Genomic DNA, 26266 nt, shown 5'->3' on the forward strand with positions numbered 1-26266 from the left:
GAGGCCGAAAATGAAGAGAGTTCTTCTCGCAGGCGCGGCGACCATCGCGGGCGCCCTGTGGGCGCATGCGAGGGATCTCCGCCTCGAGGATTTCGGCGCGCCGAGCGCGATCGCGTCCATTTCCGCCTTTGGCGCGACCTGCGATGACGCGGCGCTCGCAGCGGCTGCGGCGGCCGGGCGCACGATCATCATCGACAGAATATGCGCGGTCTCGAACGACCTCGCTCTGTCCGGCATGACGATGTGGTTCGTCGAGCGCGGCGGAGGGTTTCGGGTCGCGAATCGGAAAGCGCTGACTTTCGCGGACGGGGCGACGGTCATCGCCGGCCCGTACCAGATTTTCAGTGGCACCGGCGCCGTCAGGGGGCTGGCTTTTCCAAAGCCGGAATGGTGGGGGGACGCCGATCAGGCGGCGTCGGTCCAGGCCGCGCATGACAGCTCGAAATTCGCCGCGCTCAACCGCGGCGTCCTGACGCCGCGGAACACGAAATATGGCGTCGATCTCGGCTGCGGATTTTATACATTCGCCCGTACGGTCGCGCTTTCCCCGGTGACTTGGTTTCCGCTTCAATTCACCGGTTGCGCGGCGGCTCTCGGCGGCACGCGAATCATGGCCTCCGAGACATTCGAGGGCGAGGCGCTCGTCGATCTCGTCGCGCCTTCGTCCGCTTCCGAGCAAAACGCGTCATTCGATGTCGGCCAATTCCAGCTCGTCAACAATTCCGCCTATTCGGTGACGAGTCTTCTGCGCATCGGCAAGGATGATGGGACGTCATTCAACCCCACGCAGCAGAACCGTATTCACGACATAGACTTCGAGAATTTCGTCAACGCCATAGAATGGCGCAATGGGCGCTTGATCGAATTTCGGCGCATCGGAATGTTCTCGACCGCGCCGCGCGCCTATTGTCTGAACATCGACCCGACGTCGAGCGCCGGCTCATTCGTCGGCGACGCCGATTTTTATCAAATGAACTGCACGCCTTGCCGCGGGACGATGGCGTCCTGCTCCACCGGCGGAAGCTATACGCGCAACATTTGGATCAAGGCCGATCATGCCGGAACGGGCGTCGCGGGCCTGCGCTTCCATGCGTGGATCGGATATTACTCCGCGAAGAATGTGGAGATAGCGGCTTCGAACGGCGCCGCGATCTCGGACATATGGATCGAGACCGGCTCTCAATTCGACGGCCACGGCGAGGAGGGCGGTCCCGTCAATGGCGGAATTGTCGAAGCGACGGCGACCGGGACGGGGTCGATCATTCAGAATATCAACATCGGCAATATTTATGCGCGGGCGTCCTCGCCCAAGCATATCGGCAGCGCCTTCACTTTCTCTGCCGACGCGGACGCCGCCGCCGGCGCGGGCGTGAATTCAATAAGCATGGAGGGGACATGGATCGCCAATGATTCGGCCGGCGGGGTACTCGCGCATAATGTCCGCGGGTTAAAAATCGACGCGATTTTCGCCTCGTCCGGGTTCGTCGGACAGACCGCTGTTCGGCTGGAAGGATCGACCTCGGATGTGACGATTCATCTCGACATGCAATATTGCCTCGCGCCGTATCTCTATGATCACGCCGTCGTGGCGCAGGACACGGTCAGCAATGTGAAGGTTTCGCCCTCCGCCGTCTCCAGCTGCGTCAGGAGCCCTTCATCCAATTCGTCGCGCGGGACGGGGATCGACCTTTCGGGGCTCTCGCCGCGTTCTTCGGCCGATGTTCCGTCCATCATCGAGGCGAAGGGGCTGGCGACGCTGCTCGGCTCGACGGTCGGTTCTCTGCCCGGCTGCAATTCCAGCGCTCTCGGCCAAATCGCCTATGTGACCGACGCGAGCGCGGCCATATGGGGCGCGAGGATCTCTGGCGGCGGCTCGACGAAGACGCTCGCTATCTGCAACGGTTCGAATTGGGTGGCGCGATGAGCGGCGGCGCCGATCGAGAGTGAGGCCGCGCCGGAGGGGCTTGCAACCCGGCCCCGACGGGACGAGAAGCGGAGACCGTCCTGCGGCCCTGTTTCGGGGTGGCTTCCGGGGGAACGATCATGCGACGCGCCCTAATCGCCGTTTTCGCCCTTCTCGCTCTTACGCTTCTCTACGCCGGCTACGCGTTTCTCTCGCTGCGCCAGCTCGAGGCGGGCGTGAAAGCGGGCGACGCCGTCGCCATTTCCGATCATGTCGATTTCCCCGCCGTGCGGGCCTCGATCAAGGAGCAGCTTTCGGCGATCGTCATGTCCCGCGCGCTGGACGAGGCGGATAAGCATCGCAGCGCCGGGGCGCGGCTCGGCGCCGGACTGCTGGCGGCGATCGGCCCCGCTCTCATCGACACGGCGGTCGATCGCTTCGTCTCGCCCGCCGCCATCGGCGCTCTGCTGGCGCGCCGCGCGCCGGCGGCCGGCGGCGGTGGGAGCGAAGCCGGCGGACAAGAGCCGAAGGAGCTCGATCTGCGTCGCTTCGCGCATCGCTTCGAGCTTCTTTCGCCGACGCGGTTCCGGATCACCCATAAGGATGGCGTCGCCATCGTCTTCGTGCTCGCGGATTGGACCTGGAAGGTCGCCGATATTCGCATCCCGCCGGATATTTTGAAAAAGATCCTGCGGCCGGATGCGGGCGAGCGTCTGTGATCGGCTCTGCGCGAAGGGCCGAGCTGTTCGGCCACCCGCGCGGCCTCGCATTTCTCTTCACGACCGAGATGTGGGAGCGCTTCTCCTATTATGGAATGCGCGCTCTGCTCGTCCTCTATATGGTCGATCATCTGCTCGCGCCCGAGCGAGCGCAGAGCGTCATCGGCCTCGGCGCGCTGAAGCAGGGGCTCGAATTTCTGCTCGGCCCGCTGGCGCCGCAGCCCTTCGCCTCGCAAATCTACGGGCTCTACACCGGCTTCGTCTATCTGACGCCCATTCTCGGCGGATGGCTCGCCGATCGCTGGCTCGGGCGCCGCTACACGGTGATCCTCGGCGCGGCGCTGATGATGGCCGGCCATTTCATGATGGCGTCAGAAGGCCTGTTTCTGCTGGCGCTCGTCACGCTGGCGCTCGGCAATGGCGCCTTCAAGCCCAATATCGTCACCCAGCTCGGCGGGCTCTATGCGCCGAATGATCCGCGTCGCGACCGCGCCTTCTCGATCTTCTATGTCGGCATAAATGTCGGCGGCTTCTTCGCGCCGCTGGTGAGCGGAACGCTCGGGGAGACGCTCGGCTGGCATTATGGCTTCGTCAGCGCCGGAGTCGGCATGGCGATCGGCCTCGCGACCTATCTCGCGGGCCTGCCCAGCCTGCCGGTCGAGCCCGCGCCGACGCGCATCGACGAGCGCGCGGAATTGCGCGACGATGGGCGCGCGCTGCTCGGCCTGCTGCTGCTGGCGCCGCCGGCCATTCTCTTTTGGGCGGCCTATGAGCAGCAGGGCAACACCATCGCGCTGTGGGCGGAGCGCTTCACGAACCGCCATGTCGATCTCCTGTTTTGGCGCGGTGAAATTCCCGTCACCTGGTTTCAGGCCGTCAATCCGCTGATGATCTTCCTCTTCACGCCGCCACTGGTGGCGTTGTGGACGCGGCTCGCGACGGCGGGGCGGGAGCCCTCGACCATCGTCAAGCTATCGCTCGGCTGCTTTTGCCTCGGCCTCTCCTATCTGATCCTCGCCTTCGCCGCGGAGACGCGCGGCGAGGGGCTGTCGAGCTGGCTGTGGCTCGCCGCCTATTTCGCTTTGCTCACGCTCGGCGAATTGTGCTTTTCACCGATCACGCTCTCGCTGGTGTCGCGTCTCGCACCGCCGCGCTCGCGCTCCATGGCCATGGGCGCCTGGTTCCTCACAATGTTCGCCGGCAATTTTCTGGGCGGCTGGCTCGGCGGCTTCTGGTCCGGCCTCTCGGGCGCGGGCTTTTTCGCGCTCATCGCCGGCGCGGCATTCGCTGCGGGCGCGATGATAGAGCTCGCGCGCCGCTTTCGCTCCGACCTCATTCCCGATTGACGCGCGCTCGCGTCGGGTTAAGAGCTTTCGGCATGACGAAGACGCATAAGGGCGCCGCGCTTCTCGGGCAGAAGGCGCCGCTGCCGCAATCGCCCGAAGAGGCCGAGCTCGACCTCGTCGCCAATCCGCATCCGGGCGAGACCTATCTCGTCCGTTTCGCTGCGCCGGAATTCACCTCGCTCTGCCCGGTGACCGGCCAGCCCGATTTCGCGCATATCGTCATCGATTATGCGCCGATGGAATGGCTCGTCGAATCGAAGTCGCTGAAGCTCTATCTCGGCAGTTATCGCAATCACGGCGCCTTCCATGAGGATTGCACCATCCGCATCGCCAAGGACCTCGTGGCGGCGATGACGCCGCGCTGGCTGCGCATCGGCGGCTATTGGTATCCGCGCGGCGGCATTCCGATCGACGTCTTCTGGCAGACGGGCGAGCCGCCCGCCGGCCTGTGGCTGCCCGACCAGGGCGTGCCGCCCTATCGCGGGCGGGGGTGAAAAACAGCACATGTCGCGCAATCTCGCCGTCATCGCGAGGAACGAAGCGACGAAGCGATCCAGGGGCCGCCCATGGCTCTGGATTGTTTCGCTTCGCTCGCAATGACGCGCGCGATTATGACGCGAGCGCCTTCGCCAGCCGGTCGAAGGCTAAAAGCGCCTCGATCAGCGCCGGCAAATCGCGTAGCGCGATCATATTCGGCCCGTCGGAGACAGCGCTTTCGGGATCGGGATGCGTCTCGATGAAGAGGCCGGCGACGCCCACCGCCACAGCCGCCCGCGCCAGCACGGGGACGAAGCGCCGCTCGCCGCCGGAGGCCGCGCCGAGGCCGCCCGGCTGCTGCACGGAATGTGTGGCGTCGAAAATGACCGGAACGCCGGTCGTCTCGGCGAGAACGGGCAGCGCGCGCATGTCGGAGACGAGGGCGTTATAGCCGAAGCTGGTTCCGCGCTCCGTCGCCAGCGCGCCGACGGCGCCCTCGGCGCGCAGCTTGTCGATCGCGTGGCGCATGTCCCAGGGCGCGAGAAACTGGCCCTTCTTCACATTGACGACGCGCCCCGTGCGCGCCGCCGCCGCCAGAAGGTCGGTCTGCCGGCAGAGGAAGGCGGGGATTTGCAGAATATCCGCAACCTCTGCGACAGGCGCGCATTGCGTCGTCTCATGCACGTCGGTGAGGATGGGAAGGCCGAAGCGCTCCTTGATCTCGGCGAAGATCGGCAGAGAGGCGGCAAGGCCGAGGCCGCGTCCCGCGGAGCCGGAGCTGCGATTGGCCTTGTCGAAAGAGGCTTTGAAGACCACGCCAATGCTCAGCCGCTCGGCGAGCTCGGCCAGCGCCTGTGCGATTTCGAGGCCCTGCGCGCGGCTCTCCAGCGCGCAGGGGCCGGCGATGAGGGCGAGCGGCAGATGATCGCCGAAGGCGACGCGGCGAGAAGAGCCGACCGTGACCGTGGAGAAATCCGCCGCTTTGTTCATCCGAGAAGCTTATCACCGATCACGACGAGGCGTCATTTGTGGGCGGCGGCGAGAGGCGCCCATGTCTGCGCGATGGTGACGGCGTCGGGCGTCGTCGGCCGGCCGATCAGCGCGCTGAGCTGGAGGCCATTGTCGAACAGCGCGCCTTTCGCCGCGCCTGCGTCGGAATCGGCCAGCATAGCGGCGAATGCGCCCGGCAGGCCGGCGCCGACGAGAGCGCCGGCGAAATCGGCTTCGGGCAGGTTCTGATAGGCGATCTTTCGTCCCGAGACATCGCTGATCGCGGCCGCGAATTCGCCGAGCGTATAGGCCTCGTCTCCGGCCAGCTCATAGATGCGGCCGGCCTGATCCGCGCCCGTCAGCACGGCGGCCGCGGCCTCGGCGTAATCGGCGCGCGCGGCGGAGGCGATCCGGCCCTCGCCGGCGGCGCCGATGAAGACCCCATGCGCCAGCGCCGGGGCGATGGAGGCGGCGTAATTTTCCGTATACCAGCCGTTGCGCAGCAACGCGAAAGGCGTTCCCGAGGCGCGCAGGAGCGCTTCCGTCTCGCGATGCTCCTGCGCCAGCGCCAGCGGCGAAACATCGGCGCGCAGCAGGCTCGTATAGGCGAGGAGGCCGACGCCGGCCCGCGTCGCCGCCTCGATGACATTGCGGTGCTGCGCCGTTCGCTGGCCCACCTCGCTCGAGGAGATCAGCAGCAGCCGTTCCACGCCCGCGAAGGCCGGGGTCAGCGTCTCCGGGCGGGAATAATCGGCGATGCGCAGCTCCACGCCGAGGGCGGCGAGATCGCGGGCGGCGTCGCTGTCGGTCCGGCGCACGCCGGCGACGATGCGCGTCGCCGGAACGCTTCGCAGCAGCGCGCCAATGACGAGCCGGCCGAGCTGGCCGGTCGCGCCGGTGACGAAAATGCGCGGGTGAGCGGAGGAGGTCATGGCGGCGTTCCTTTCGGTCTCGTTTCTGATATAAGGTCTCTAGACGAGACTATTGAGCCCGTGAAGGAGGCAGTTTTTTGGGACAAGGCGACGCCGAGGGAACCGTCTCGATGACTGCGCGGGAGGAGCTCGCGCGCAAATTCGACGAATGGCGAGAGTTGGCGCTGGATGCGAGCCGCTGTCCGGTGCGCGATGTGCTGGATCGCGTCGGCGACAAATGGACGACTCTGATTTTGATCGCGCTGGCCGCCGGGCCGCAGCGCTTCGGCGCGCTCAACCGTGCGACGCCGGATATTTCCAAGCGCATGCTGACGCAGACGCTGCGCACGCTGGAGCGGGACGGGCTGGTCGCGCGCAGTGTCTATCCGACCAAGCCGCCGAGCGTGGATTATCGGCTGACGCCGCTCGGCGTCGCCATGATGGAGCCGCTGGCCGCGCTCATTCGCTGGGCGGAGCAGAGCCATCCGGCGATTGTCGCGGCGCGGCGGCGCTTCGACGAAGGGCCTGCCGAAGAGAGCGCTGCGTGAGCCGGGCGCGCGTCAGTCCGGCGCGCGTCAGTCGGGCTCTCGGGCCTCGGTCGGGGTCACTTTCAGCACGGTGATGCGGTTGCGCATCTTGCGCAGCACCTCGAAGCGGAAACCGTGGAAGTTGAACACCTGCCCCGCCTCGGGAATGGCCGCCGCCTCATGGATGACGAGGCCGGCGATCGTCGTCGCCTCTTCGTCGGGGAGGCTCCACTCCATGACGCGATTGAGATCGCGCACCGGCACGGCGCCGTCGACGAGCACCGAGCCGTCCTCCTGCGGGCGAACGCCCTGCATGGCGAGATCGTGCTCGTCGCGAATATCGCCGACGATCTCCTCGAGAATATCCTCGAGCGTGACGAGGCCCATCACCTCGCCATATTCGTCGACGACGAGCGCAAAATGCGTCTTGCGCTTGAGAAAGGCCTCGAGCTGATCCTCGAGCGTCGTCGATTCCGGGACGAACCAGGGCTCGAGCGCGACATCGTCTATGCTGAGCTTGGAAAAATCCGCTCCCGCCGCATCCAGCGCGCGCAGCAAATCCTTGGAGTGGATGACGCCGATGAAATTATCGGGCCGGTCGCGCCACAAGGGCATGCGCGTGAAGGGCGAGGCGAGAACCTCGCGCACGATCTGCTCGGGCGGCAGATCGGCGTCTATGGTGCGCATTTTGGTGCGATGGATCATCACATCGGCGACATGCAGCACCTGAAGATCGAGCACGCCGCCGAACATGTCGCGCCAATTGCGCTCGACGGTTCCTTCCTCATGCATGATGTCGACGGCGCTCTTCAACTCGTCATAGGGCGAGAGCAGCGTGCGGCCATGGCCGATCTCGACGCCGGCGAGCTTCAGCACGCCGCGCACGAAGGCCTCCACCGCAAAGAGCAGCGGGCCGAAGACGGCGACGAACACGCTGATGATGCGGGCGACGCGCAGCGACAGCCGGTCGGGATGGTTGATCGCCACCGTCTTGGGCAGGACTTCGGCGAAGACCAGCAGCAGCACCGTCATGATGATGGTGGCGTAGACGGCGCCGCTCTCGCCGGTGAGATAGACGAGCACGCTGGTGGTGAAGGCCGAGCCGCCGATATTGACCAGAGTGGAGCCGAGCAGCAGCGCCGCGATCATGCGATTGCGCTGGCGCAGCAGGCGATTGACCACCACCGCGCGGCGGTCGCCCTCCTTCTCCAGCGAGTGCATATGCGCATGGGAGGCGGCGGTCAGCGCCGTCTCGGAGGCGGAGAAGAAGGCCGAGAGAAGCACGCACAGCAAAACCACCAGGGACGCGACCCAGATGTCGACATTCTCGAGGCCAGCCTCCGCTCCGCCATGCATAGGGCTACTCGCGCGCGATTTCGTCTTTGAGGAAGCTGCGCAGCTGATCCACGTCTATGCCCTTGGCGACGAAGGAGCGTCCGATGCCGCGCGCCAAAATGAAGGTGAGCGCGCCTTTCTCGACTTTCTTGTCCTGGAACATGGCGTCGAGCATGGCGTCGGCGTCATCGCGCCAGCCGGAAATGTCGCGAATGCGAGTCGGCAGGCCGACGCGGGTGAGATGGCGGCCGACCCGCTCGGCGTCCTGCAGGCTGCATAGGCCGAGCCGCGCCGAGAAGCGGAAGGCGCAGACGAGGCCGATGGCGACGCCTTCGCCATGGACGAGGCGCTCGCCGTCGTAACGCACGAGCCGCTCCAGCGCATGGCCGAAAGTATGGCCGAGATTGAGCAGAGCGCGATCGCCCTGCTCGGTCTCGTCGCGAGCGACGATCTTGGCCTTGGAGCGGCAGCTCACCGAAATCGCCTCGACGCGCGCGGCGCGGTCGGCGAAGACGGCGGAGGCGTTGTTCTCCAGCCATTCGAAGAAGAAGGCGTCGTCGATGAGGCCGTATTTGACCACTTCGGCGTAGCCGGCGCGGAACTCGCGCAGCGGCAGCGTCGCCAGAGCGTCGACATCGGCCAGCACCAGCGAGGGCTGATAGAAGGCGCCGACGAGATTCTTGCCCTGCGGCGTGTTGATGCCGGTCTTGCCGCCGACGGAAGAGTCGACCTGCGCCAGCAGAGTCGTCGGCACTTGCACGAAGCGCGAGCCGCGCCGCACGCTCGCCGCCGCGAAGCCGGCGAGATCGCCGACCACGCCGCCGCCGAGCGCCAGCACCACATCGCGCCGCTCGATGCGGGCCTCCAAAATCTCCTCGCAGACGCGCTGGAAGACGGGGAAGGATTTGGAGGCTTCGCCCGGCTCGACGATGATCGAGGCGGTGCGTATCCCGGCTTTCTCCAGGCTGTGGCGCAGCACGGGGAGCTGCAGCCGCGCGACATTGGCGTCGGTGACGACGGCGCAGGCGGCGCCCGGCGCGATGCGCGCGAGATGCTCGCCCGCCTGCTCGAGCAGCCCGGCGCCGATGATGATGTCATAGGCGCGGTCGCCGAGCCCCACTTCGACAGTCTGCGGCTCGACGGGGGCGGGCGGCGTTCGTGACGTCATGAATCTGTCGAATCCTCGTGTGGTCGCGCTCTCCGGCGCGCCATGCGCAAAGGCCAGCAGCGCGGCGATGGTCTCCTCGACCATCACCTCATGCGCCACATCGCGGGAGAGCACGGCGATGTCGGCCTGGCGGTAGACCGGATAGCGCTCGTCCATCAGCCGGCGCAGCACGGCGGCGGGATCGCTCGTCTGCAGCAGGGGCCGGTCGCCCTTGCGGCGCACGCGCCGCAGCAGCACGTCATGGGCGGCGTCGAACCACAGCGAGACGCCGCGCTCCTTGACCCGCGCGCGGGTGGCCTCGTCCATGAAGGCGCCGCCGCCGGTGGCCAGCACGCAGGGCTCGCCGGCCAGCAGGCGGGCGATGACGCGGCGCTCGCAATCGCGGAAATGCGCTTCGCCATATTTGGCGAAAATATCGGGGATCGACATGCCGGCCGCGGCGGCGACGATCTCGGCGTCGGCGTCCTTGAAGGGCAGGCCGAGTCGCTGCGCCAAGCGCTGGCCGATGGAGGTCTTGCCGGAGCCCATCATGCCGACGAGCACGAGCGAGCGGCCGAGCAGAGCGCCGCGAATGGCGCGCGCGCAGTCCTCGGGCGGAGTCTGTCCGCCCGGCCGCGCCACATGGCCGCCGATCGCTTGCACTTTGCTCATGACGTACAATCTACACCGCGCCGCAAGGAAATTCAGCCCCCATTTGCTCATGTGGGCAGCAGCGGCTCGAGAAAACGGCGGATGAAGTGAAGCATTCGCGGCTCGGCGAGGTCGGCGCGCCGCGCGGCCATGCGCACGCCGGCCAGCTCCGGCTTGTTTTGCGCGGCGATAAAGGCGGTCACGCGCTCTTCCAGCGCGGCGGCGGAGAGCGGCGATTGCGCGATTCGCATGCAAGCGACGCGCGGCCCGGCGAAGACGATGGTCCAGCCGGGCGAAAGCCGCACCTCTTGCGCCGCAATGCCGGTCTCCTCCTCCAGCTCGCGCAGCAGATTGGCCTCGAGATCGACGATCCCGTCGCGCAGATCGCTCGGGTCCGGCGTGCCGGCGGGGAAATAGATCGCCCCGGCGGCGGAATGATCCGCCCCCATCTCGCCGAGCAGAAAGGCGCCGTCCGACGAGCGCAGCGCCGGCATGGAGAAGCAATTATGGACGCCGCCGCCCGGAAAGCCGAAGTCCCGCCAGGCGAGGAAGCGCGAGAAGCGCGTCGTGAAGAATTTGACGCCGAGAATCCCATTCTCCCCGCGCGAGACGCCATGGGCGAGCAGCACAGGCCCGTCATAGAGCGAGGGGACGGCGGCGCGGCGCGTGGCCCAATGGGCGTCGATCTCCGCGCCGCGCAGACGATCGAAGGCCCAATCATGAGGCTCGAGCACGCAATGCAGGGCGGCGGCGCTGGCGATCTCGATCTCGCCGCTCATAACTCCAATTCTCCGCGTTGCATTTCCACCGCATGTCCCGCCACTGTGACCGCGACGAGACGGCCCGCCTCGATCCGCGAGCCGAGGATGATGCGGGAAGGGCGGCCCATGGCGTAGCCCTGCTCGATGACGAATTCGTGCTCGCCATCCTCCGGCGCCTCGAAAGCGTGAGCGACGCCGGCGAAGGCCGCGGCGGCCGAGCCCGTGGCCGGATCCTCGCCTATGCCGACGCCATTGGCGAACATTCGCGCGCAGACCGCGCTCGCAGGCTCCACTGTCTCGCTCGTGTAGAGATAGGCGCCGACCGCCTCGCCCATGACGGCCGGAAAGAGCGCCGGGTCCGGCCACGCGCGATCCAGCGCAGCGCGGGAGGAGAGCGGAATGAAGACGAACTCCACCCCGGCCGAGAAGCGCGAAGGAATATGGCGGGCGAAGCCTATGTCCGCGGCCGAGAGGCCGAGCGCGCGGGCCAGAGGTTCGGCCTCCGGCGCCGGCGCTCCGGGGAGGGGCAGGCGCGGCGCGACGAAGCGCGCGAGAATGGCGCGGGAGGCGTCCCTCACCACATCGCAGCGGACGAGCCCGATCTCCTCCTCGAGCGCGATGACGATTCCATTGCGGGTCAGCATCTCCGGCGCGCGCTGCGTCGCGAGCAGGATCGCCGCGCCGATCGTCGGATGGCCGGCGAAGGGCAATTCGCGCAGCGGCGTGAAGATGCGCAGCCGCGCCGTATTGATGGAATCGCGCGGCTCCAGCATGAAGACGGTCTCGCTCAGATTGAGCTCGCGGGCGATGGACTGCATCGTCGCAGCGTCGAGCCCGTCCGCGCCGAGCACGACGGCGAGCGGATTGCCGGCGAAACGATGCGTCGTGAAGACGTCGAGCGTGAAAAAGCGCAATCGCATGGGAAGGGCGGAGCCTCGGCTAGGGCCAGAAGGGGCGGCTCAGGATCTGGACGGCAGGGTCAGGGCCAGGAGGGCTCGCCCTGAATGTTGAGAATGCTGATCGAATCGCGGAACTCGATCAATTCGACGATGAGCCCGTGCTCGAAACGTACGAAATCGGCGAGGTCGACGCGGCCCTCGAGGCCGGTGCCGCGATGGCGCCAGCGCACGCTGCGCCGGAGCGCGACGCGGCCGCCGTCGATGACGACATCGTCGATCATCGGCTCCGACTGGCAGAAGTCGACGTTGATGGCGCGCAATATATTGAGCAGCGCGTCGATGCCCGTATGGCGCCCGGCATAGGGGATGCGCGTCTTGTCGCCGACGAACTCGCAGACGACATCCGGCGAGAACAGCTCGTGGATCACGCTGAAATCGCCGTTCTCGGCCGGCTGCGAGGCGAGCAAATCGAGGCGGCGACGGATTTCGTCGCGCTCCAGCCCCGGCGGGCGATGGGTGAAAAGCTCTTCGATATCGGTCATACGCGCCTCGATTCGCGCTTTCTTCTCAGGGGCGGCGCTAGTCCCTTTCGATGAGCGCTTCGTCGCTGAAGGGATTCCAGCCGTGATAATCGAGATACTCGAACACTTCGATGACCATGCCGTTTCGCCAAGACAGGAAATGCGCCATGTCCATGGTCGCGGTGCGCCCGGAATTGCGATGGCGCCAGGAGTTGCGCCACCGCACCACCGTCATGGAGCCGTCCACCAAAATGTCCAGCACCTCGCTGCCGAGGGGCTCGTAGTCGACGTCGGTGAGACGAATATTCTCGCGAAACGCCTCGCGGCCGTGAAGGACGCCGGGAAGAAACAGGCCCTCTTTGGTGGCGTGATAGCGAACGATCACGTCCGGCGCAAAATAGCGCAACATCTCCTCGATCTGCCCCGACATGCGCAGGCGTGTGATCTCGAAGACATTGCGTCTCAATTTGCGACGTTCCTCTTCGTCAGGCGCGTCGATTTTCGGCTGCATCGCGCTTCTCCGTCGCAAGGGCGGCGCCCCGGCCGCTCCTCTCTCGACGTTGCGTTCGATCCGAGCTGAACTTCCCTATGGCGCTCTCCTTCGCACGCTCCACGAGAGCACGATCCAATCGGATCGGATCGTGCGCCCGATCGGAAGCGCTCTAATTGCGGTCCTTGTCGACCAGCCGGTTCTTGCCGATCCAGGGCATCATCGCGCGCAGGCGTCCGCCGACCTCCTCGATCGGATGGGCGGCGTTGCGGGCGCGGGTCGCCTTGAAGGATGTCTGGCTCACCTTGTTCTCGAGCATCCAGTCGCGGGTGAACTTGCCGGACTGAATATCCTCGAGCACGCGCTTCATCTCGGCCTTGGTGTCCTTGGTGACGATGCGCGGGCCGGTGACATATTCGCCATATTCGGCAGTGTTGGAGACCGAATAATTCATATTGGCGATGCCGCCCTCATAGATGAGGTCGACGATCAGCTTCACCTCGTGAAGGCACTCGAAATAGGCCATTTCCGGCGCATAGCCGGCCTCGACCAAAGTCTCGAAGCCATTGCGGATCAGCTCGACGAGACCGCCGCAGAGCACCACCTGCTCGCCGAAGAGATCGGTCTCGCATTCCTCGCGGAAGCTGGTCTCGATGACGCCCGCCCGGCCGCCGCCGATCGCCGAAGCGTAGGAGAGGCCGAGCTCGAGCGCATTGCCGGAGGCGTTCTGATGCACGGCGATGAGGCAGGGCACGCCGCCGCCCTTCAGATATTCGCCGCGCACCGTATGGCCCGGGCCCTTGGGCGCGACCATGATGACGTCGAGATCCTTGCGCGGCTCGATGAGGTTGAAGTGAATGTTGAGGCCATGGGCGAAGAACAGCGCCGCGCCGGGCTTCAGATTCGGCTCGAGCTCGGCGGCGTAGATCTCGCCCTGCAGCTCGTCCGGCGTCAGCATCATGACGACATCGGCCCATTTGGCGGCCTCGGCCACCTCCAGCACCTTGACGCCGGCGCCTTCGGCCTTTTTGGCGGAGGCGGAGCCCTTGCGCAGCGCGACCGCGACCTCGGTGACGCCGGAATCCTTGAGGTTCAGGACATGGGCGTGGCCCTGGCTGCCATAGCCGACCACAGCGACCTTCTTGCCCTTGATCAGATTGATGTCGGCATCCCGATCATAATAGACGCGCATATTCTCGCTTTCCCCCGCAGGACGACAGTCGGCCGTCGCTAGTCTTCAAGAGCTCCGCAACCGCCGGTCGCGCCGGTGGAGTCGGTTTCCTGATTGATTTTACGTGGCTTTTCTCTCGTCTCGGGAAGAACCGCAGGACGAGAGCGCATTTCGCAGACCTTTCTACGCGTCCAGCGCGCGAAGGTCAAAAATTAAGGATTTGCGCGGTCAGATCGGGTCCGGTCCGCGGGAGATCGCCGCCACGCCGGTGCGCGAGACCTCGACGAGGCCGATCGGGCGCATCAGATCGACGAATTCGTCGATCTTATTGGGCTTTCCGGTCAGCTCGAAGATGAAGCTCTCGGTCGTGGCGTCGACGACGCGGGCGCGGAAGGCCTCGGCCAGCTGCAGCGCGGCGTTGCGCTCCTCGCCCTTGCCGCGCACCTTCACCATGGCCAGCTCGCGCTCGAGCGAGCGGGCGGAGACGGTGAGATCGGTGACTTTATGAACCGGCACCAGCCGCTCGAGCTGATGCTGAATCTGCTCGATCGTCTCCGGCGTGCCGGAGGTGACGACGGTGATGCGCGAGAGATGCTCGCCATGGGCGACCTCCGCCACCGTCAGGCTCTCGATATTATAGCCGCGGCCCGAGAACAGGCCGACGACGCGCGCCAGCACGCCCGGCTCATTGTCGACCAGCACGGCGAGCGTATGCGTCTCCACATTGGAGCGCGACGTCGGCGAGGAATAGGGCGAGGGCGGGGAGAGGGGAGCGTTCATGTGTCCGTTTCCAGCGAATAGCGAGTAGCGAGTAGCGAATAGTCGACGCAGGAGCAGCTCTATTCGCTACTCGCTATCTCGCTATTCGCGCTCGTCTCACACCAGCATCTTGCCCTTTTCGTCGATGATCGAGCCGAGCTCGATTCCGGCGTCGTCGGAGAGATCGGCGAGCAGCATGTCGTTATGCGCCTTGCCCGAGGGGATCATCGGGAAGCAATTCTCGCCCTTCTCGACGAGGCAGTCGAAAATCACCGGCCCGTCATAGTCGATCATTTCCATGATGGCGCGATCGAGATCGGCGGGGTCGGAGCAGCGAATGCCCTTGGCGCCGAAGGCCTCGGCGAGCTTCACGAAATCGGGCAGCGCCTCCGAATAGGAGTGCGAGTAGCGCCCGCCGTGCAGCAGCTCCTGCCACTGGCGCACCATGCCCATATATTCATTGTTCAGGATGAACACCTTGACCGGCAGGCGATATTGGATCGCCGTCGACATCTCCTGAATGTTCATCAGAATCGACGCCTCGCCGGCGATGTCGACGACCAGCGATTTGGGATGCGCGAGCTGCGCGCCGATCGCCGCCGGCAGGCCATAGCCCATGGTGCCGAGCCCGCCGGAGGTCATCCAGCGATTGGGCTCGTCGAAATGATAATGCTGCGCGGCCCACATCTGATGCTGGCCGACCTCGGTGGTGACGTAAGGATCGCGATCCTTGGTCAGCGCATAGAGACGCTGCACGGCGTATTGCGGCTTGATGACCTTGTCCGAATTGCGGAAGGCCAGCGACTTGCGGTCGCGCCATTCGTCGATCTTCTTCCACCAGGCGTCGAGCGGCTGCTTCTCGGCGTGCATCGCCTCGGCGCGCCAGATGCGCACCATGCTCTCCAGCACATGGCCGCAATCGCCGACGATGGGCAGATCGACCTTCACATTCTTATTGATCGAGGAACGATCGATATCGATGTGGATCTTCTTCGAGCCGGGCGAGAAAGCGTCGAGCCTTCCGGTGATGCGATCGTCGAAACGCGAGCCGACGGCGATCATCAGATCGCAGTCGTGCATGGCGTTATTGGCCTCGAAAGTGCCGTGCATGCCGAGCATTCCGAGCCAGTTCGGCCCGGAACCCGGATAGGCGCCGAGGCCCATCAGCGTGGAGGTGATCGGGAAGCCGGTCAGCGACACCAATTCGCGCAGCAGCGTCGAGGCCGCCGGGCCGGAATTGATGACGCCGCCGCCCGTGTACAAGATGGGGCGCTTGGCGGCGGCCATCATCTTCACCGCGAGGCGAATGGCGTCCGTGTCGGCGTCGAGCTTGGGCCGATAGGTCTTGTGATGGACATTGCGCGGGCCGGTATAGGTCCCGGACGCGAATTGCACATCTTTCGGAATATCGATGACCACCGGCCCGGGCCGCCCGCTGGAGGCGACGTAAAACGCCTCGTGCAGGATGCGCGGCAGATCGGCGATATTCTTCACCAGATAATTATGCTTGGTGCAGTGGCGCGTGATGCCGACCGTGTCGCATTCCTGAAAGGCGTCGGAGCCGATGAGATGCGTCGGCACCTGGCCGGTGATGCAGACCAGCGGAATGGAGTCCATCAGCGCATCGGTGAGGCCGGTGATGGTGTTGGTGGCGCCGGGGCCGGAGGTGACGAGCAGCACGCCCGGCTTGCCGGAGGAGCGGGCGTAGCCCTCCGCCGCATGGGCCGCGCCCTGCTCGTGACGCACGAGAATGTGCCGCACCTTCTCTTGATGGAAGAGCACGTCATAGATCGGAAGGACGGCGCCGCCGGGATAGCCGAAAAGCACTTCGACGCCCTGATCCTTCAGGGCCTCGACCACCATTTCCGCTCCGGTCATCTGCTTCGCCATTCTCTCCAGCTCCGCTTTTCTCGACCCTCGAGACATAGGACTGCGCGGGCGCGCCCCCATAGGCAATAAAAAAGGCCCCCTGGAGGGCCTCGGATAAGCGCCAGCGGCGGAAGCTCGGGTTCAGACCCGCTCCGTCTCCAGCGCCCTGCCTACGAGAAGAATGCCCTTCACGGCCCGCTCCAGGTGAAATAACGGAGTAGACGTTACGGGAGACGACCGCAGGGGTCAAGGCGATTCCGCGGGCATAGGGGCGATCGGCGCGCGCGCCGGTCCCCTGAGCTTGGCCGGCGCGGCGAATTCGTGTACGGCTCCGTCGCCTCCCCACGAGAACGAGTCGAAGATGAAGCGCTTTTTCGAATCCTTCCTGTTCATGTCGCGCTGGCTGCTCGCGCCCTTCTTCGTCATGCTGGCGGTTGGGCTCTTGGAGCTGCTCTATAAAGCGGGCGTCCATCTCTACGAGGCGACGGCGCATCTCCTCACCGCCGCCGAATCCGACATGACCCTGCTGGTGCTGGACCTCATCGACATGACTCTGACGGGCGCTCTGGTGGTGACGGTCATGCTGTCGGTCTATGAGAATTTCGTCTCCAGGGTCGACACGGACAGCCAGCCCGGCTGGCCGGACTGGATGGGCTCGATCGATTTCTCCGAGCTGAAGCTGAAGCTGCTCTCGACCATCGTCGCCATTTCGGCGATCAAATTGCTCGAAGCCTTCATGGACGTGCCGCATATGAATGACCGGGATCTGTATTTCTATCTCGGCATTCATATGGTCTTCGTCGTCTCGACGCTGGCCTTCGCTCTGTCGGAGCGCCTCGCCGGCGGCCATGGAAAAAACCACGACGAGGAGGCGCATTGACGAGCGAGCCGGAAGACCGGCTCAGCGTTTCTTCACGAATTCCGTCCGCAGCACCAATCCTTTGATGGTGTCGTGCCGGCAGTCGATCTCCTCCGGATCGTCGGTGAGGCGGATCGATTTGATCACCGTGCCCTGCTTCAACGTCTGATTGGCGCCCTTCACCTTCAGATCCTTGATGAGGGTGACGGAGTCGCCGTCGGCGAGCGCATTGCCGGCCGAATCCTTCACGACTTTCGCCTGCGCCGCCGCCGCGGCGAGCTGCGACGCCGGAACCCATTCGCCGCTCGCTTCGTCATAGACATAGTCTTCGTCGTCGGCCACGCGAACCTCTTTTCGATTGAACGCCGCGCGCGAGAGCCGCGCATCGGATGCGCTCTCTTAGGCGACCGCGCCGCCCCGGCGCAAGGTGGAGCGGAGCGATGCGTTTCTATGGGGCGACGTCTCTAGAGCATTATCCGATCCGATCGGATCGGATAATGCTCTAGGTATCTCTCTTTTGGAGCGAATTCTGATCGATCGAACGATACCGTTCGATCGGAACGCGCTCTAGAATTTGCGGCCCGGCGGCGCAGGCGCGCATTTCATCACGGCGATGACGCCGCCATCGTCATATTTCAACGTGCCCGCGGTCATGTCGAGCAGGTTGCGAATATGCTGATCTCGGCATTTGCCGGTCGCGGCGACGCAGACGCGGTCCTGTCCGAAGCTCACCGCATCCTTATCCACGCTGACCGCATAAGTGACCTTTTGCGTCTCGCTGGAGCCGCTCGCGCCGGAGACATAGGAATCGCCATCGCGATATTCCTCGGCGACGCCGTCCTCCCAAATGAGCTGCACGAAGCGCCGGCCGGTGTCGACGTCGATCGCGACCGTTCGATTGGTGCGTCCGCAATCGAGATGAATTTCCGAGGCGTGGGCATGCGGCGCGAGCAGCAGCGCTAGGGCCACAAAAGCGTAGAGTCTGGCGTTCATTCTATTTTCCGCAATGCGCGCGCGGCGCGGCCTCGTCAATTTCTCGGCAGGGAGGAGCGCATCTCGTCGCAGGCGCGCAATTGCGCCTCGGTCGCAGACCAATAGGAGATTTCGCAAAGGGCCTGATAGCGGCTGGCCACGAAGATCGACCACAGAAAATAGCCGAAGCCGGCGACGCCCAACGCCAGCAGCATGTTGCGACTAAAAGCGTTCATGATCGCCCTTTCGCGCCGATGCGGCGTGAAGCCCTCTGCCCTGTCATCCTGGCGCGAGCGCATGGCCGGGTCAAGCGCGTTCCCGTCAGTCCAAAGTCTGGCGGAAACGCATCACCGCGACGCTCATCGCCACCAGGGTGAAGACGCCGAGCGCGAGAGTGTCGGCGGTCAAATCGCTGAAGCTCGAGCCTTTCAGCATGATCGAGCGCACGATGCGCAGATAATGGGTGAGCGGCAGCGCTTCGCCGACATATTGCGCCCATTGCGGCATGCCGCGGAAGGGGAAGAAGAAGCCCGAGAGCAGCATATTGGGCAGGAAGAAGAAGAAGGTCATCTGGATCGCCTGCAATTGATTGATGGCGATCGTCGAGAATGTGTAGCCGACCGAGAGATTGGCGGTGATGAACAAGAGCGTCAGCGGGCCGAGCACGAGCAGCGAGCCGACGATCGGCACGCCGAACAGCATTGTCGCGACGACGAGGATGATGCCCATCTGCACGCCGCCGACGACGACATAAGGCGCGATCTTGCCGAGCATGATCTCGGTCGGCCGCACCGGCATGGCGAGCAGCGACTCCATCGTGCCGCGCTCGATCTCGCGCGTCACCGAGAGCGCGGTGTAGATCAGCATGGTCATTGTGAGAATCGTGCCGACGAGTCCGGGCACGATATTGCGCCGCGTCTCGCCTGCGGCGTTATAGCGCCGATGCACCCGCACCTCGAAGGGCGCCGGCCCTTGCGCGAGCCGCGCGAGCGGGCCTGTGAGCTCGCGGTCGAGCGCGCTCGACGCCGCCGCCGTCACGGCGGAGACGGCGCCGCCGGTCGCGGTCGGATCGGTGGCGTCGGCGACGAGCAGCAGCGGCGGCTTCTCGCCGCGGATCACGCGCCGCCCGAAATCGGGCGGAATCTCGATGACGAATTGCACGCGATTGGAGAGGATCAGCTTTTCGGCGTCGGTCTCGTCCGTGGCGGCGGCGATGATGTCGAAATAATCGGTCGCCCGCAGCGCGGCGATGAAGGAGCGCGCCAGCGGCCCGTCGTCCTGCACCAGCAGCGCCGTGGCGAGATGCTTGGGATCGGCGTTGATGGCGTAGCCGAACAGCAAGAGCTGAATGAGCGGAATGCCGACGATCATCGCCAGAGTCACGCGATCGCGGCGCAGCTGGATCAGCTCCTTCACGAACATCGCATAGAGACGCCCGAGCGAGGCGCGCGCCTGCGGCGTCCACATCATCGTCGCGCCTCTATATGCGTCATGAGGTCGATGAACACATCCTCGAGCGAGGGCTCGCCGCGTGTCCACTGCTGCGGCGCGCGCTCGCCGAACTCGCGCACGATCTCGGAAAGGCGCGCGGCGTCGCGGCCGGCGACATGCAGCGCCATGCCGAAGGGCGCGACCATATCGACGCCCTTCGTCGTCTTCAGCCGCGCGGCGAGCGCGCCGAGATCGGGGCCGGTCACGACGTAAGTGGAGAGGCCGGAGCGGGCGACGATCTCGGCGATCGTCCCTTGCGCCAACAGACGTCCATCGGCGATATAGGCGATCTCGTGGCAGCGCTCCGCCTCGTCCATGTAATGGGTGGAGACCAGCACAGTGAGCCCGCCGGCGGCGAGCGAATGAATCTCGTCCCAGAAATCGCGGCGCGCTTTTGGATCGACTCCCGCCGTCGGCTCGTCGAGCAGCAGCAGCGCCGGACCGGGCAATATGCAGGCGGCGAGCGCCAGCCGCTGCTTCCAGCCGCCAGAGAGCTCACCAGCGAGCTGCTCGGCGCGCTTGTCCAACCCTAAGCGAATGATCGCCTCGCGAGCCGCTTCGACGGGCCGCGGAAGGCCATAGATGCGCGCGACGAATTCGAGATTCTCGCGGATCGACAGATCGCCATAGAGCGAGAAGCGCTGCGTCATATAGCCGACCTGGCGCTTGATCTCGTTCTGCTGCGTGCGAATGTCGTAGCCGAGACAGGAGCCGCGACCGGAATCGGGCGTCAGCAATCCGCAGAGCATGCGGATCGTCGTCGTCTTGCCGCTGCCATTGGGGCCGAGAAAGCCGTGAATGCGGCCGCGCTCGACGCGCATTGTGAGATTGTCGACCACCTTGCGGCCGCCGAAGGATTTGGTGAGCCCCTCGGCCTCTATGGCGACGCCGGCGGCGCTCACGGCGCCGCGCTCTCGGCCGCAAGGCGCACTTGGACCGGCAGGCCCAGTGGAAGCAGCAGCGCCTTCTCCTCGAGCCGCGCCTCCACTTTGAAGACGAGCTTGGCGCGCTCCTGATCGCTGAAGATCACGGGCGGCGTATATTCCTCGCGTTGAGCGATGAAGCTGATGCGGCCCGAAAGACCCTTCTCGCAGCCGTCGCATTCGACGGCGACGCGCGCGCCGAGCCGCGCCTCGACGAGCCGCGCCTGCGGGACATAGAAGCGCACTTTGCGATTCTCCGGCGGCAGCAGGGAGAGCGCCGGCTGGCCGGCGGCGACCATCTCGCCGGCGCGGAAGAAAATATCCTGCACCACGCCCGCCGCCGGCGCGACGACCTTTTGTCGCGCGATGCGCGTGTCGAGCTGCTCGATCTGCGCGCGCGCCATGACGATCGCCGATTGCGCGGCCTCGATCTCCTGATTGCGGCTCGGCAGGCGCGCGACCTCGATCTGGCGCTCCGCCTCGGCGAGCGCGGCCTTGTCGCGGTCCCGCGCCATCACCGCCTGATCGAGCGCCGATCTCGGCGCATTGCCATGCGAAGTGAGAATGCGCTTGCGCTCATATTCGGCGGACGACAGAGCGAGCGAGGCGCGGGCGCGCTCGACGGCGGCCTGCAGCACGGCGATCTGCTGCGGACGATTCATGGAGGCGCGCAGATTTTCGAGCTGCGCCTGCATTTGCGCCAGCCGCGCGGCGGCTTCGGCGCGCTGGCGATCGAGCACGGGGGTAGCCATGGAGAAGAGCGGCTCGCCCTCCGTCACCGCTCTGCCGGCCTCGACGTCGAGCCGGGCGAGACGCTCGCCTTCCACCGGGCCGATATAGAGAAGCTCGCCCTCGACATAGCCGAGGAAGGCGCCGGAGCCATAGCCGTCGCCGCGCAGGCGCCAGAGGCCGAGCGCGATGGGGATCAGCAAGACGAGCAGGAGCCAGCGTCGCATTTCCGTCCTCGCAACGGCGGACGGAGCGGGCCGGCCAGCCCAATGCGCTCGATCCGAACTTTCCCCGAGGTCAGGCTGTTAAGTCGCGCCGGTGACGCGGTCAAGACCCAGCTCCGGGGCGGGCTGTCGCAAGGGGAGGGTCGTCGAGGGGAGTTATTGCGCAGCGTCGAGCTGCGGCCGCAGCGGGATCAGCGCCACCATGAACTGCGACAGTTCCGGTGAGATTGCGGGATCGCGCTTCAAATCGACGAGGCTGCGCGGCGCAGGGATCGGCTGGCCGTGCTCGAGCGCGACGTCCACCCAGAGCGTCAGCGCCTCGGCGGCGTTGGCCATCGCCTCGTCGAGACTATCGCCCGCGGAGACGCAGCCGGGCAGATCGGGACACCAGACGCCGACCGCCTTTCCCTCTTCCTCTTCGGCAATGGCGACGTAATGGGTCATCGAGCTCGTTCAGTCTCGTGGCGCTAGAGCAATAATTTGAAGGGAGCGGGGCGACCGCAGGGAGGGAAACGGCCGCCCCGGCCGGACGCTCAGAAGAAGCCGAGCTTGTCCGGGCTATAGCTGACCAGCAGGTTCTTCGTCTGCTGGTAGTGATCGAGCATCATGCGATGATTCTCGCGGCCGATGCCGGACTGCTTGTAGCCGCCGAAGGCCGCATGCGCCGGATAGGCGTGATAGCAATTGGTCCACACGCGTCCCGCCTGCACGGCGCGGCCGACGCGATAGGCGCGGTTGATGTCGCGGGTCCACACGCCGGCGCCGAGGCCGAAGATCGTGTCATTGGCGATCGCCACCGCCTCTTCATCCGTGTCGAACACCGTCACCGACACGACGGGTCCGAAGATCTCCTCCTGGAACACGCGCATCTTATTATTGCCGGCGAGCACTGTGGGCTTCACATAATAGCCGCCGGAAAGATCGCCGCCGAGCTCGGCGCGTCCGCCGCCGATCAATATGTCCGCGCCTTCCTTCTGGCCGATGTCGATATAGCCGAGGATCTTCTCCATCTGCTCCTTGGAGGCCTGCGCGCCGATCATCGTCCGCGCGTCGAGCGGGTCGCCTTGCACGATGGCGCCGACGCGCTTCACCGCTTTCTCGATGAATTTGTCATAGATGCTTCGATGCACCAGAGCGCGACTCGGGCAGGTGCAGACCTCGCCCTGATTGAGCGCGAACATGGCGAAGCCTTCCAGCGCCTTGTCGAGGAATGCGTCGTCTTCCGCCGCCACATCGGCGAAGAAGATGTTCGGCGATTTGCCGCCGAGCTCCAATGTCGTGGGGATGAGATTGCGCGCGGCATATTCGCCGATCAGCCGTCCCGTGCTGGTCTCGCCGGTGAAGGCGATCTTGGCGATGCGCGGCGAGGAGGCGAGCGGCTTGCCCGCCTCGAGGCCGAATCCATTGACGATATTGATGACGCCAGCCGGCAGAAGATCGCCGACGATCTTCGCCCATACGAGTATGGAGGCGGGCGTCTGCTCGGCCGGTTTCAGCACCACGCAATTGCCCGCCGCGATAGCGGGAGCGAGCTTCCACGCCGCCATCAGCAAGGGAAAATTCCAAGGAATGATCTGGCCGACAACGCCGAGCGGCTCGTGGAAATGATAGGCGACCGTGTCGTGGTCGATTTCCGATACGCCGCCTTCCTGCGCGCGGATCGCCGAGGCGAAGTAGCGAAAATGATCGATGGCGAGCGGAATGTCGGCGGCCGTCGTCTCGCGGATCGGCTTGCCATTGTCCCAGCTCTCGGCCTCCGCCAGCGCCGCGAGATTTTGTTCCATGCGATCGGCGACGGCGTGGAGAACGCGCGCGCGTTCGCCGACGCTGGCGCGGCCCCACGCGTCCTTGGCGGCATGGGCGGCGTCGAGCGCGAGCTCTATGTCGGTCGCGTCGGAACGCGGGACCTCGCAGAGAATCTGTCCATTGACCGGAGTCACATTCTCGAAATAGCGGCCGGCGCGCGGCGCCACCCAGCGGCCGCCGATGAAATTCTCGTAGCGCGCCTCGAACTTCGGTGTCGTGGAGCGGAGGAATTCGGGCCTCGTCATGACGTTTCCCCTTTGTGTCTCTGCGCCTTTGCGGCGTCGGGGGAGATCATCCGCCCGAGCGGTCGACGGCGCCAGAGGGGGAACGCATGAACGGCCTCGAGGTGTCGCAGATTTGCGACAGTCGGGGCGGGCGAAGACGTCACAGCGACGGCTCTGGCGCGAATTCCACGCGCGAGGCGACAGGGAAAGCCCGTATCGGAGTCATGCCGCCGCGCCTCAAAAATTCACATTGTTTTGATTAGCTGTTCTCCTCTCGGCGAGGCTGGCGGACGCGTCTTCGGCGGGACCGCGAATGATCCGGGAAGATGCGGGACGAGATTTTCAACGTCGATTTTCGAGGGGAGGCGATCATGCCTTTGAACCCAGGCGAAACTGCGAGATTGCGGAATCTGTGCAATTTGTTTTCGATCGACTTCCGTCTTACGGAGGACAATCTTCCCGGCGCATTGTCGGTCACGACATGCCTTTATTCGATGCCGGTCATCGCGGATCATTTCGAGCGGCGCCGCTTTGGCAATCAGATTTTACAGAGCGCCCATGCGCATCTTTCGTCGTCGGAGCCGAAGTCGTCACAATTTTTCGCGCTCATATCAGCCCGTGTGATCGAGATTCAAGAGTTTCGCTCCTGGTACGCGGAAATGGCGCGATCGCCCGAAGAGCTTATTCGTTCATATCAGAGCATGCAGCGCGTCGTCACCGCGCTGAAGTTCATCGGGGTGGGCGCGGGATCCGGGGCCATCGCCGCCGGAATGAAAGAGGCGCTCAAGGCGAAGGGAGGCGCCGAGATGGCCAAAGCCGGGGCCAAGACGACCTTGAGCCGCATGTCGGGAAAAGGCGCGATATTCGAGGGCATCGAAGCGCGATACGGCAAGCTTCCTGTGGGAGGGGGCGTCGCGCTGTTCTTGATCGTCACCGCAGCTACCGCATTGTATGTTTCGCTGCTCGAGGAAATGCGTAAGCTAAAGATCGTCATCTTGGATAAATTTCAGAATGGTCAAATCAGCAATGAGCTTTTTTCAAAAGCATTCACCGAAATAGACCCGAATAGCATCAAAAAATATTGGGAGATGTGATTTGAAAAAAATAGAAATCGACCGCACCACATTCTACATGGGCGCGACGGCGCTGAATTTCGTGTCGTGGGTGCTTCTGTCGGTTTATGCGGACGTGTCGCTCTTGGTGCTGTTTTTACCGGTTTTTGTTTTCTTTTATGTGCTCGTCAGGCTCTGCGTGCGTTACGTGTTCGAGATGAAATAGCTCTCACCCCGGTCACTGCGACAATCCGAGCCGCCCGAGCTTGCGATGCAGAGTGGCGCGGCTGACGCCGAGCAGCCGCGCGGCGGCGGTCACATTGCCATTGGCGCGGGCGAGCGCGCGGCGAATGGCGCCGCGCTCGGCGTCCTCCAGCTCACTTCTCTGCAACTCCCCGTTCTGCAGCTCCGTCTCGGCGCCGCCGCTCAGCAGATCGGCGGCCGGCAGCTGCGCCGCTATGCGCGCATCTGTGACGCCGAGCTCGAGCCGCGCCGCGCGCGTCGCGCCGATGACGAGATCGTGCCGATCGACGGCGATCAGCGAGGCGGCGTTTCGATCGGCCTGCGGCGAGAGCAGAATGCGCGCGTCGGCGAAAGCGCGGCGGAAGTTCAGCGCCTCTATCGTGCGCGCGGCGTCGACGACGGCGACGGACAATAGATTGGTCAGCCCGTCGGCCAAGGTCTCGCGGCAGGAGGAGACGTCGAGCGCCGCGGCCAGCCGTCCCAAATGATCGAAGATCGGCGCGGCCGTGCAGCTCAGCCCGGTGTTCTGCGTATGAAAATGCTGGTCGCGATGGATCGTCAGCGCGCGCTCCTCGACGATGCAGGCGCCGATGGCGTTGGTGCCCTGATGCGCCTCGCTCCATTGCGCGCCGGCCAGCAATCCGCGCCGGTCGAAAATCTCGGCGTCGGCGGGGGCGCCGCGCCGCTCCAGCGGGACGCCGCGCGCATCGGCCAATAGAACGCAGCAGCCGAGATCGCCGATTGCGGCGGAAAGCCGCTCCATCACGCTCTGCGCGACGCGCGCCAGCGGCTCCAGCCTGTCGTGCGCCTCGCGAAATTCCGTGGCGGTGAGAATGGCGGGCGCGAGGCTCGCCGCCGGATCGAGCTTATGCAGCGTGACGCAGCGGCGCCAGGAGGCGGCGACCGCCGAGCGCGCCGGCGCGGTCTCGTCCGCGACCACCGAGCGCACGCGGTCCAAATGTGAATTGGCGACGTCTCCGCTCATGCGAAGCTCCCTTTGACGCTGCGACTATAGAGGGAAAGCGCGTCCCGCGCACGCGTCCCTGCGCCGCATTTCGGCCGGCGAGATTATGCGAAGGATTTACGAAAATGTTTACTATATTGCGGCGTAATTCACCTCCATGGTCAGCGAAGCTCGCGTTGGTCGAACCGAAAGGTCCGAGAAGTCGAGCTTGCGAATACTTACGCTGAAGCTACGTAGCGCGGACAAAAAACCGCCAAATTGTAACTTCAGTTTCTCGAACAATGCTCGGGATTGGAGAGAAGA

Annotated in this window: 28 protein-coding genes; 8 read left to right on the forward strand and 20 right to left on the reverse strand. The window is 65.0% G+C overall.

Annotated elements, in window-relative coordinates; all coding sequences use genetic code 11:
- Window positions 1–10: 10 nt before the first annotated feature.
- From A1351_RS14655 to queF, 4 genes are all read left to right on the forward strand, one after another.
- Window positions 11–1924 (forward strand): hypothetical protein, encoded by a 1914-nt coding sequence (locus tag A1351_RS14655; RefSeq protein WP_157096319.1) that lies wholly within the window; start codon window positions 11–13, stop codon window positions 1922–1924.
- A gap of 119 nt (window positions 1925–2043) precedes the next feature.
- Window positions 2044–2622, forward strand: coding sequence for a DUF2939 domain-containing protein (locus A1351_RS14660; protein WP_064033354.1), 579 nt, complete (start codon window positions 2044–2046; stop codon window positions 2620–2622).
- Window positions 2619–3968: a peptide MFS transporter gene (locus A1351_RS14665; RefSeq protein ID WP_245291658.1), complete on the forward strand. Its 1350-nt coding sequence runs from the start codon at window positions 2619–2621 to the stop codon at window positions 3966–3968. Before A1351_RS14660 ends, A1351_RS14665 begins: the two co-directional genes overlap by 4 nt.
- A gap of 32 nt (window positions 3969–4000) precedes the next feature.
- Window positions 4001–4462 (forward strand): preQ(1) synthase, encoded by a 462-nt coding sequence (gene queF, locus A1351_RS14670; protein ID WP_024881210.1) that lies wholly within the window; start codon window positions 4001–4003, stop codon window positions 4460–4462.
- A gap of 115 nt (window positions 4463–4577) precedes the next feature.
- Here queF and kdsA read toward each other — a convergent pair whose 3' ends face one another.
- Both kdsA and A1351_RS14680 read right to left on the reverse strand, forming a co-directional pair.
- Window positions 4578–5435 (reverse strand): 3-deoxy-8-phosphooctulonate synthase, encoded by an 858-nt coding sequence (gene kdsA, locus A1351_RS14675; RefSeq protein WP_064033355.1) that lies wholly within the window; start codon window positions 5433–5435, stop codon window positions 4578–4580.
- 32 nt (window positions 5436–5467) lie between these two features.
- On the reverse strand, window positions 5468–6367 hold the full coding sequence (locus A1351_RS14680; protein ID WP_024881208.1) for an SDR family oxidoreductase: 900 nt from the start codon (window positions 6365–6367) through the stop codon (window positions 5468–5470).
- 77 nt (window positions 6368–6444) lie between these two features.
- On the opposite strand from A1351_RS14680, the gene A1351_RS14685 reads away from it, so the two are divergent.
- Window positions 6445–6894 carry a helix-turn-helix domain-containing protein gene (locus tag A1351_RS14685; protein ID WP_024881207.1) on the forward strand — a complete coding sequence of 150 codons (450 nt, stop codon included), beginning with the start codon at window positions 6445–6447 and terminating at the stop codon, window positions 6892–6894.
- A 27-nt stretch (window positions 6895–6921) separates the two neighbouring features.
- On the opposite strand, the gene A1351_RS14690 is transcribed toward A1351_RS14685, so the two are convergent.
- The 9 genes from A1351_RS14690 to A1351_RS14730 all read right to left on the reverse strand — a co-directional run bounded on the left by A1351_RS14690 (window position 6922) and on the right by A1351_RS14730 (window position 16497).
- Window positions 6922–8229: an HlyC/CorC family transporter gene (locus tag A1351_RS14690; RefSeq protein WP_024881206.1), complete on the reverse strand. Its 1308-nt coding sequence runs from the start codon at window positions 8227–8229 to the stop codon at window positions 6922–6924.
- A gap of 4 nt (window positions 8230–8233) precedes the next feature.
- Complete coding sequence (gene aroB, locus A1351_RS24025; RefSeq protein WP_083967342.1) at window positions 8234–10027, reverse strand: 3-dehydroquinate synthase; 1794 nt, start codon at window positions 10025–10027, stop codon at window positions 8234–8236.
- 47 nt (window positions 10028–10074) lie between these two features.
- Window positions 10075–10785: an NUDIX hydrolase gene (locus A1351_RS14700; RefSeq protein WP_064033356.1), complete on the reverse strand. Its 711-nt coding sequence runs from the start codon at window positions 10783–10785 to the stop codon at window positions 10075–10077.
- Window positions 10782–11687: a PhzF family phenazine biosynthesis protein gene (locus A1351_RS14705; RefSeq protein ID WP_064033357.1), complete on the reverse strand. Its 906-nt coding sequence runs from the start codon at window positions 11685–11687 to the stop codon at window positions 10782–10784. Before A1351_RS14705 ends, A1351_RS14700 begins: the two co-directional genes overlap by 4 nt.
- A gap of 59 nt (window positions 11688–11746) precedes the next feature.
- A complete protein-coding gene (locus A1351_RS14710; RefSeq protein ID WP_024881202.1) occupies window positions 11747–12208 on the reverse strand; it encodes a nuclear transport factor 2 family protein in 462 nt (153 codons plus the stop codon).
- Between the two features lie 37 nt (window positions 12209–12245).
- Entirely contained in the window at window positions 12246–12698 is a 453-nt protein-coding gene (locus A1351_RS14715; RefSeq protein ID WP_026599469.1) for a nuclear transport factor 2 family protein, read from the reverse strand.
- A 151-nt stretch (window positions 12699–12849) separates the two neighbouring features.
- On the reverse strand, window positions 12850–13869 hold the full coding sequence (gene ilvC / locus A1351_RS14720; protein ID WP_024881201.1) for a ketol-acid reductoisomerase: 1020 nt from the start codon (window positions 13867–13869) through the stop codon (window positions 12850–12852).
- A gap of 207 nt (window positions 13870–14076) precedes the next feature.
- On the reverse strand, window positions 14077–14628 hold the full coding sequence (ilvN, locus tag A1351_RS14725; protein WP_024881200.1) for an acetolactate synthase small subunit: 552 nt from the start codon (window positions 14626–14628) through the stop codon (window positions 14077–14079).
- A gap of 96 nt (window positions 14629–14724) precedes the next feature.
- A complete protein-coding gene (locus A1351_RS14730) occupies window positions 14725–16497 on the reverse strand; it encodes an acetolactate synthase 3 large subunit (RefSeq protein ID WP_064033358.1) in 1773 nt (590 codons plus the stop codon).
- 340 nt (window positions 16498–16837) lie between these two features.
- Between A1351_RS14730 and A1351_RS14735 the strand changes: the two genes are divergently transcribed.
- Complete coding sequence (locus A1351_RS14735) at window positions 16838–17356, forward strand: TIGR00645 family protein (RefSeq protein WP_024881198.1); 519 nt, start codon at window positions 16838–16840, stop codon at window positions 17354–17356.
- A 21-nt stretch (window positions 17357–17377) separates the two neighbouring features.
- Here A1351_RS14735 and A1351_RS14740 read toward each other — a convergent pair whose 3' ends face one another.
- The 8 genes from A1351_RS14740 to adh all read right to left on the reverse strand — a co-directional run bounded on the left by A1351_RS14740 (window position 17378) and on the right by adh (window position 23725).
- Window positions 17378–17677 (reverse strand): alkylphosphonate utilization protein, encoded by a 300-nt coding sequence (locus A1351_RS14740; RefSeq protein WP_024881197.1) that lies wholly within the window; start codon window positions 17675–17677, stop codon window positions 17378–17380.
- A 225-nt stretch (window positions 17678–17902) separates the two neighbouring features.
- Complete coding sequence (locus tag A1351_RS14745) at window positions 17903–18328, reverse strand: hypothetical protein (RefSeq protein WP_036309006.1); 426 nt, start codon at window positions 18326–18328, stop codon at window positions 17903–17905.
- A 35-nt stretch (window positions 18329–18363) separates the two neighbouring features.
- Window positions 18364–18543, reverse strand: coding sequence for a hypothetical protein (locus A1351_RS24805; protein WP_108917330.1), 180 nt, complete (start codon window positions 18541–18543; stop codon window positions 18364–18366).
- A gap of 85 nt (window positions 18544–18628) precedes the next feature.
- On the reverse strand, window positions 18629–19777 hold the full coding sequence (locus A1351_RS14750; RefSeq protein WP_064033359.1) for an ABC transporter permease: 1149 nt from the start codon (window positions 19775–19777) through the stop codon (window positions 18629–18631).
- Window positions 19774–20700, reverse strand: coding sequence for an ABC transporter ATP-binding protein (locus A1351_RS14755; protein ID WP_064033360.1), 927 nt, complete (start codon window positions 20698–20700; stop codon window positions 19774–19776). Before A1351_RS14755 ends, A1351_RS14750 begins: the two co-directional genes overlap by 4 nt.
- Window positions 20697–21677 (reverse strand): HlyD family secretion protein, encoded by a 981-nt coding sequence (locus tag A1351_RS14760; protein WP_064033361.1) that lies wholly within the window; start codon window positions 21675–21677, stop codon window positions 20697–20699. Before A1351_RS14760 ends, A1351_RS14755 begins: the two co-directional genes overlap by 4 nt.
- Before the next feature lie 153 nt (window positions 21678–21830).
- Window positions 21831–22118 carry a type II toxin-antitoxin system HicB family antitoxin gene (locus A1351_RS14765; RefSeq protein WP_026599464.1) on the reverse strand — a complete coding sequence of 96 codons (288 nt, stop codon included), beginning with the start codon at window positions 22116–22118 and terminating at the stop codon, window positions 21831–21833.
- Window positions 22119–22207: 89 nt separating this feature from the next.
- Window positions 22208–23725 carry an aldehyde dehydrogenase gene (adh, locus tag A1351_RS14770; RefSeq protein WP_024881190.1) on the reverse strand — a complete coding sequence of 506 codons (1518 nt, stop codon included), beginning with the start codon at window positions 23723–23725 and terminating at the stop codon, window positions 22208–22210.
- Window positions 23726–24030: 305 nt separating this feature from the next.
- Between adh and A1351_RS14775 the strand changes: the two genes are divergently transcribed.
- Complete coding sequence (locus A1351_RS14775; protein ID WP_064033362.1) at window positions 24031–24798, forward strand: hypothetical protein; 768 nt, start codon at window positions 24031–24033, stop codon at window positions 24796–24798.
- Between the two features lies 1 nt (window position 24799).
- Window positions 24800–24982: a hypothetical protein gene (locus A1351_RS14780; RefSeq protein ID WP_026599462.1), complete on the forward strand. Its 183-nt coding sequence runs from the start codon at window positions 24800–24802 to the stop codon at window positions 24980–24982.
- Window positions 24983–24994: 12 nt separating this feature from the next.
- Here A1351_RS14780 and A1351_RS14785 read toward each other — a convergent pair whose 3' ends face one another.
- Window positions 24995–25984: a helix-turn-helix domain-containing protein gene (locus A1351_RS14785; protein WP_064033363.1), complete on the reverse strand. Its 990-nt coding sequence runs from the start codon at window positions 25982–25984 to the stop codon at window positions 24995–24997.
- Window positions 25985–26266: the final 282 nt, after the last annotated feature.

The sequence above is a fragment of the Methylosinus sp. R-45379 genome (assembly GCF_001644125.1).
GTDB lineage: Bacteria > Pseudomonadota > Alphaproteobacteria > Rhizobiales > Beijerinckiaceae > Methylosinus.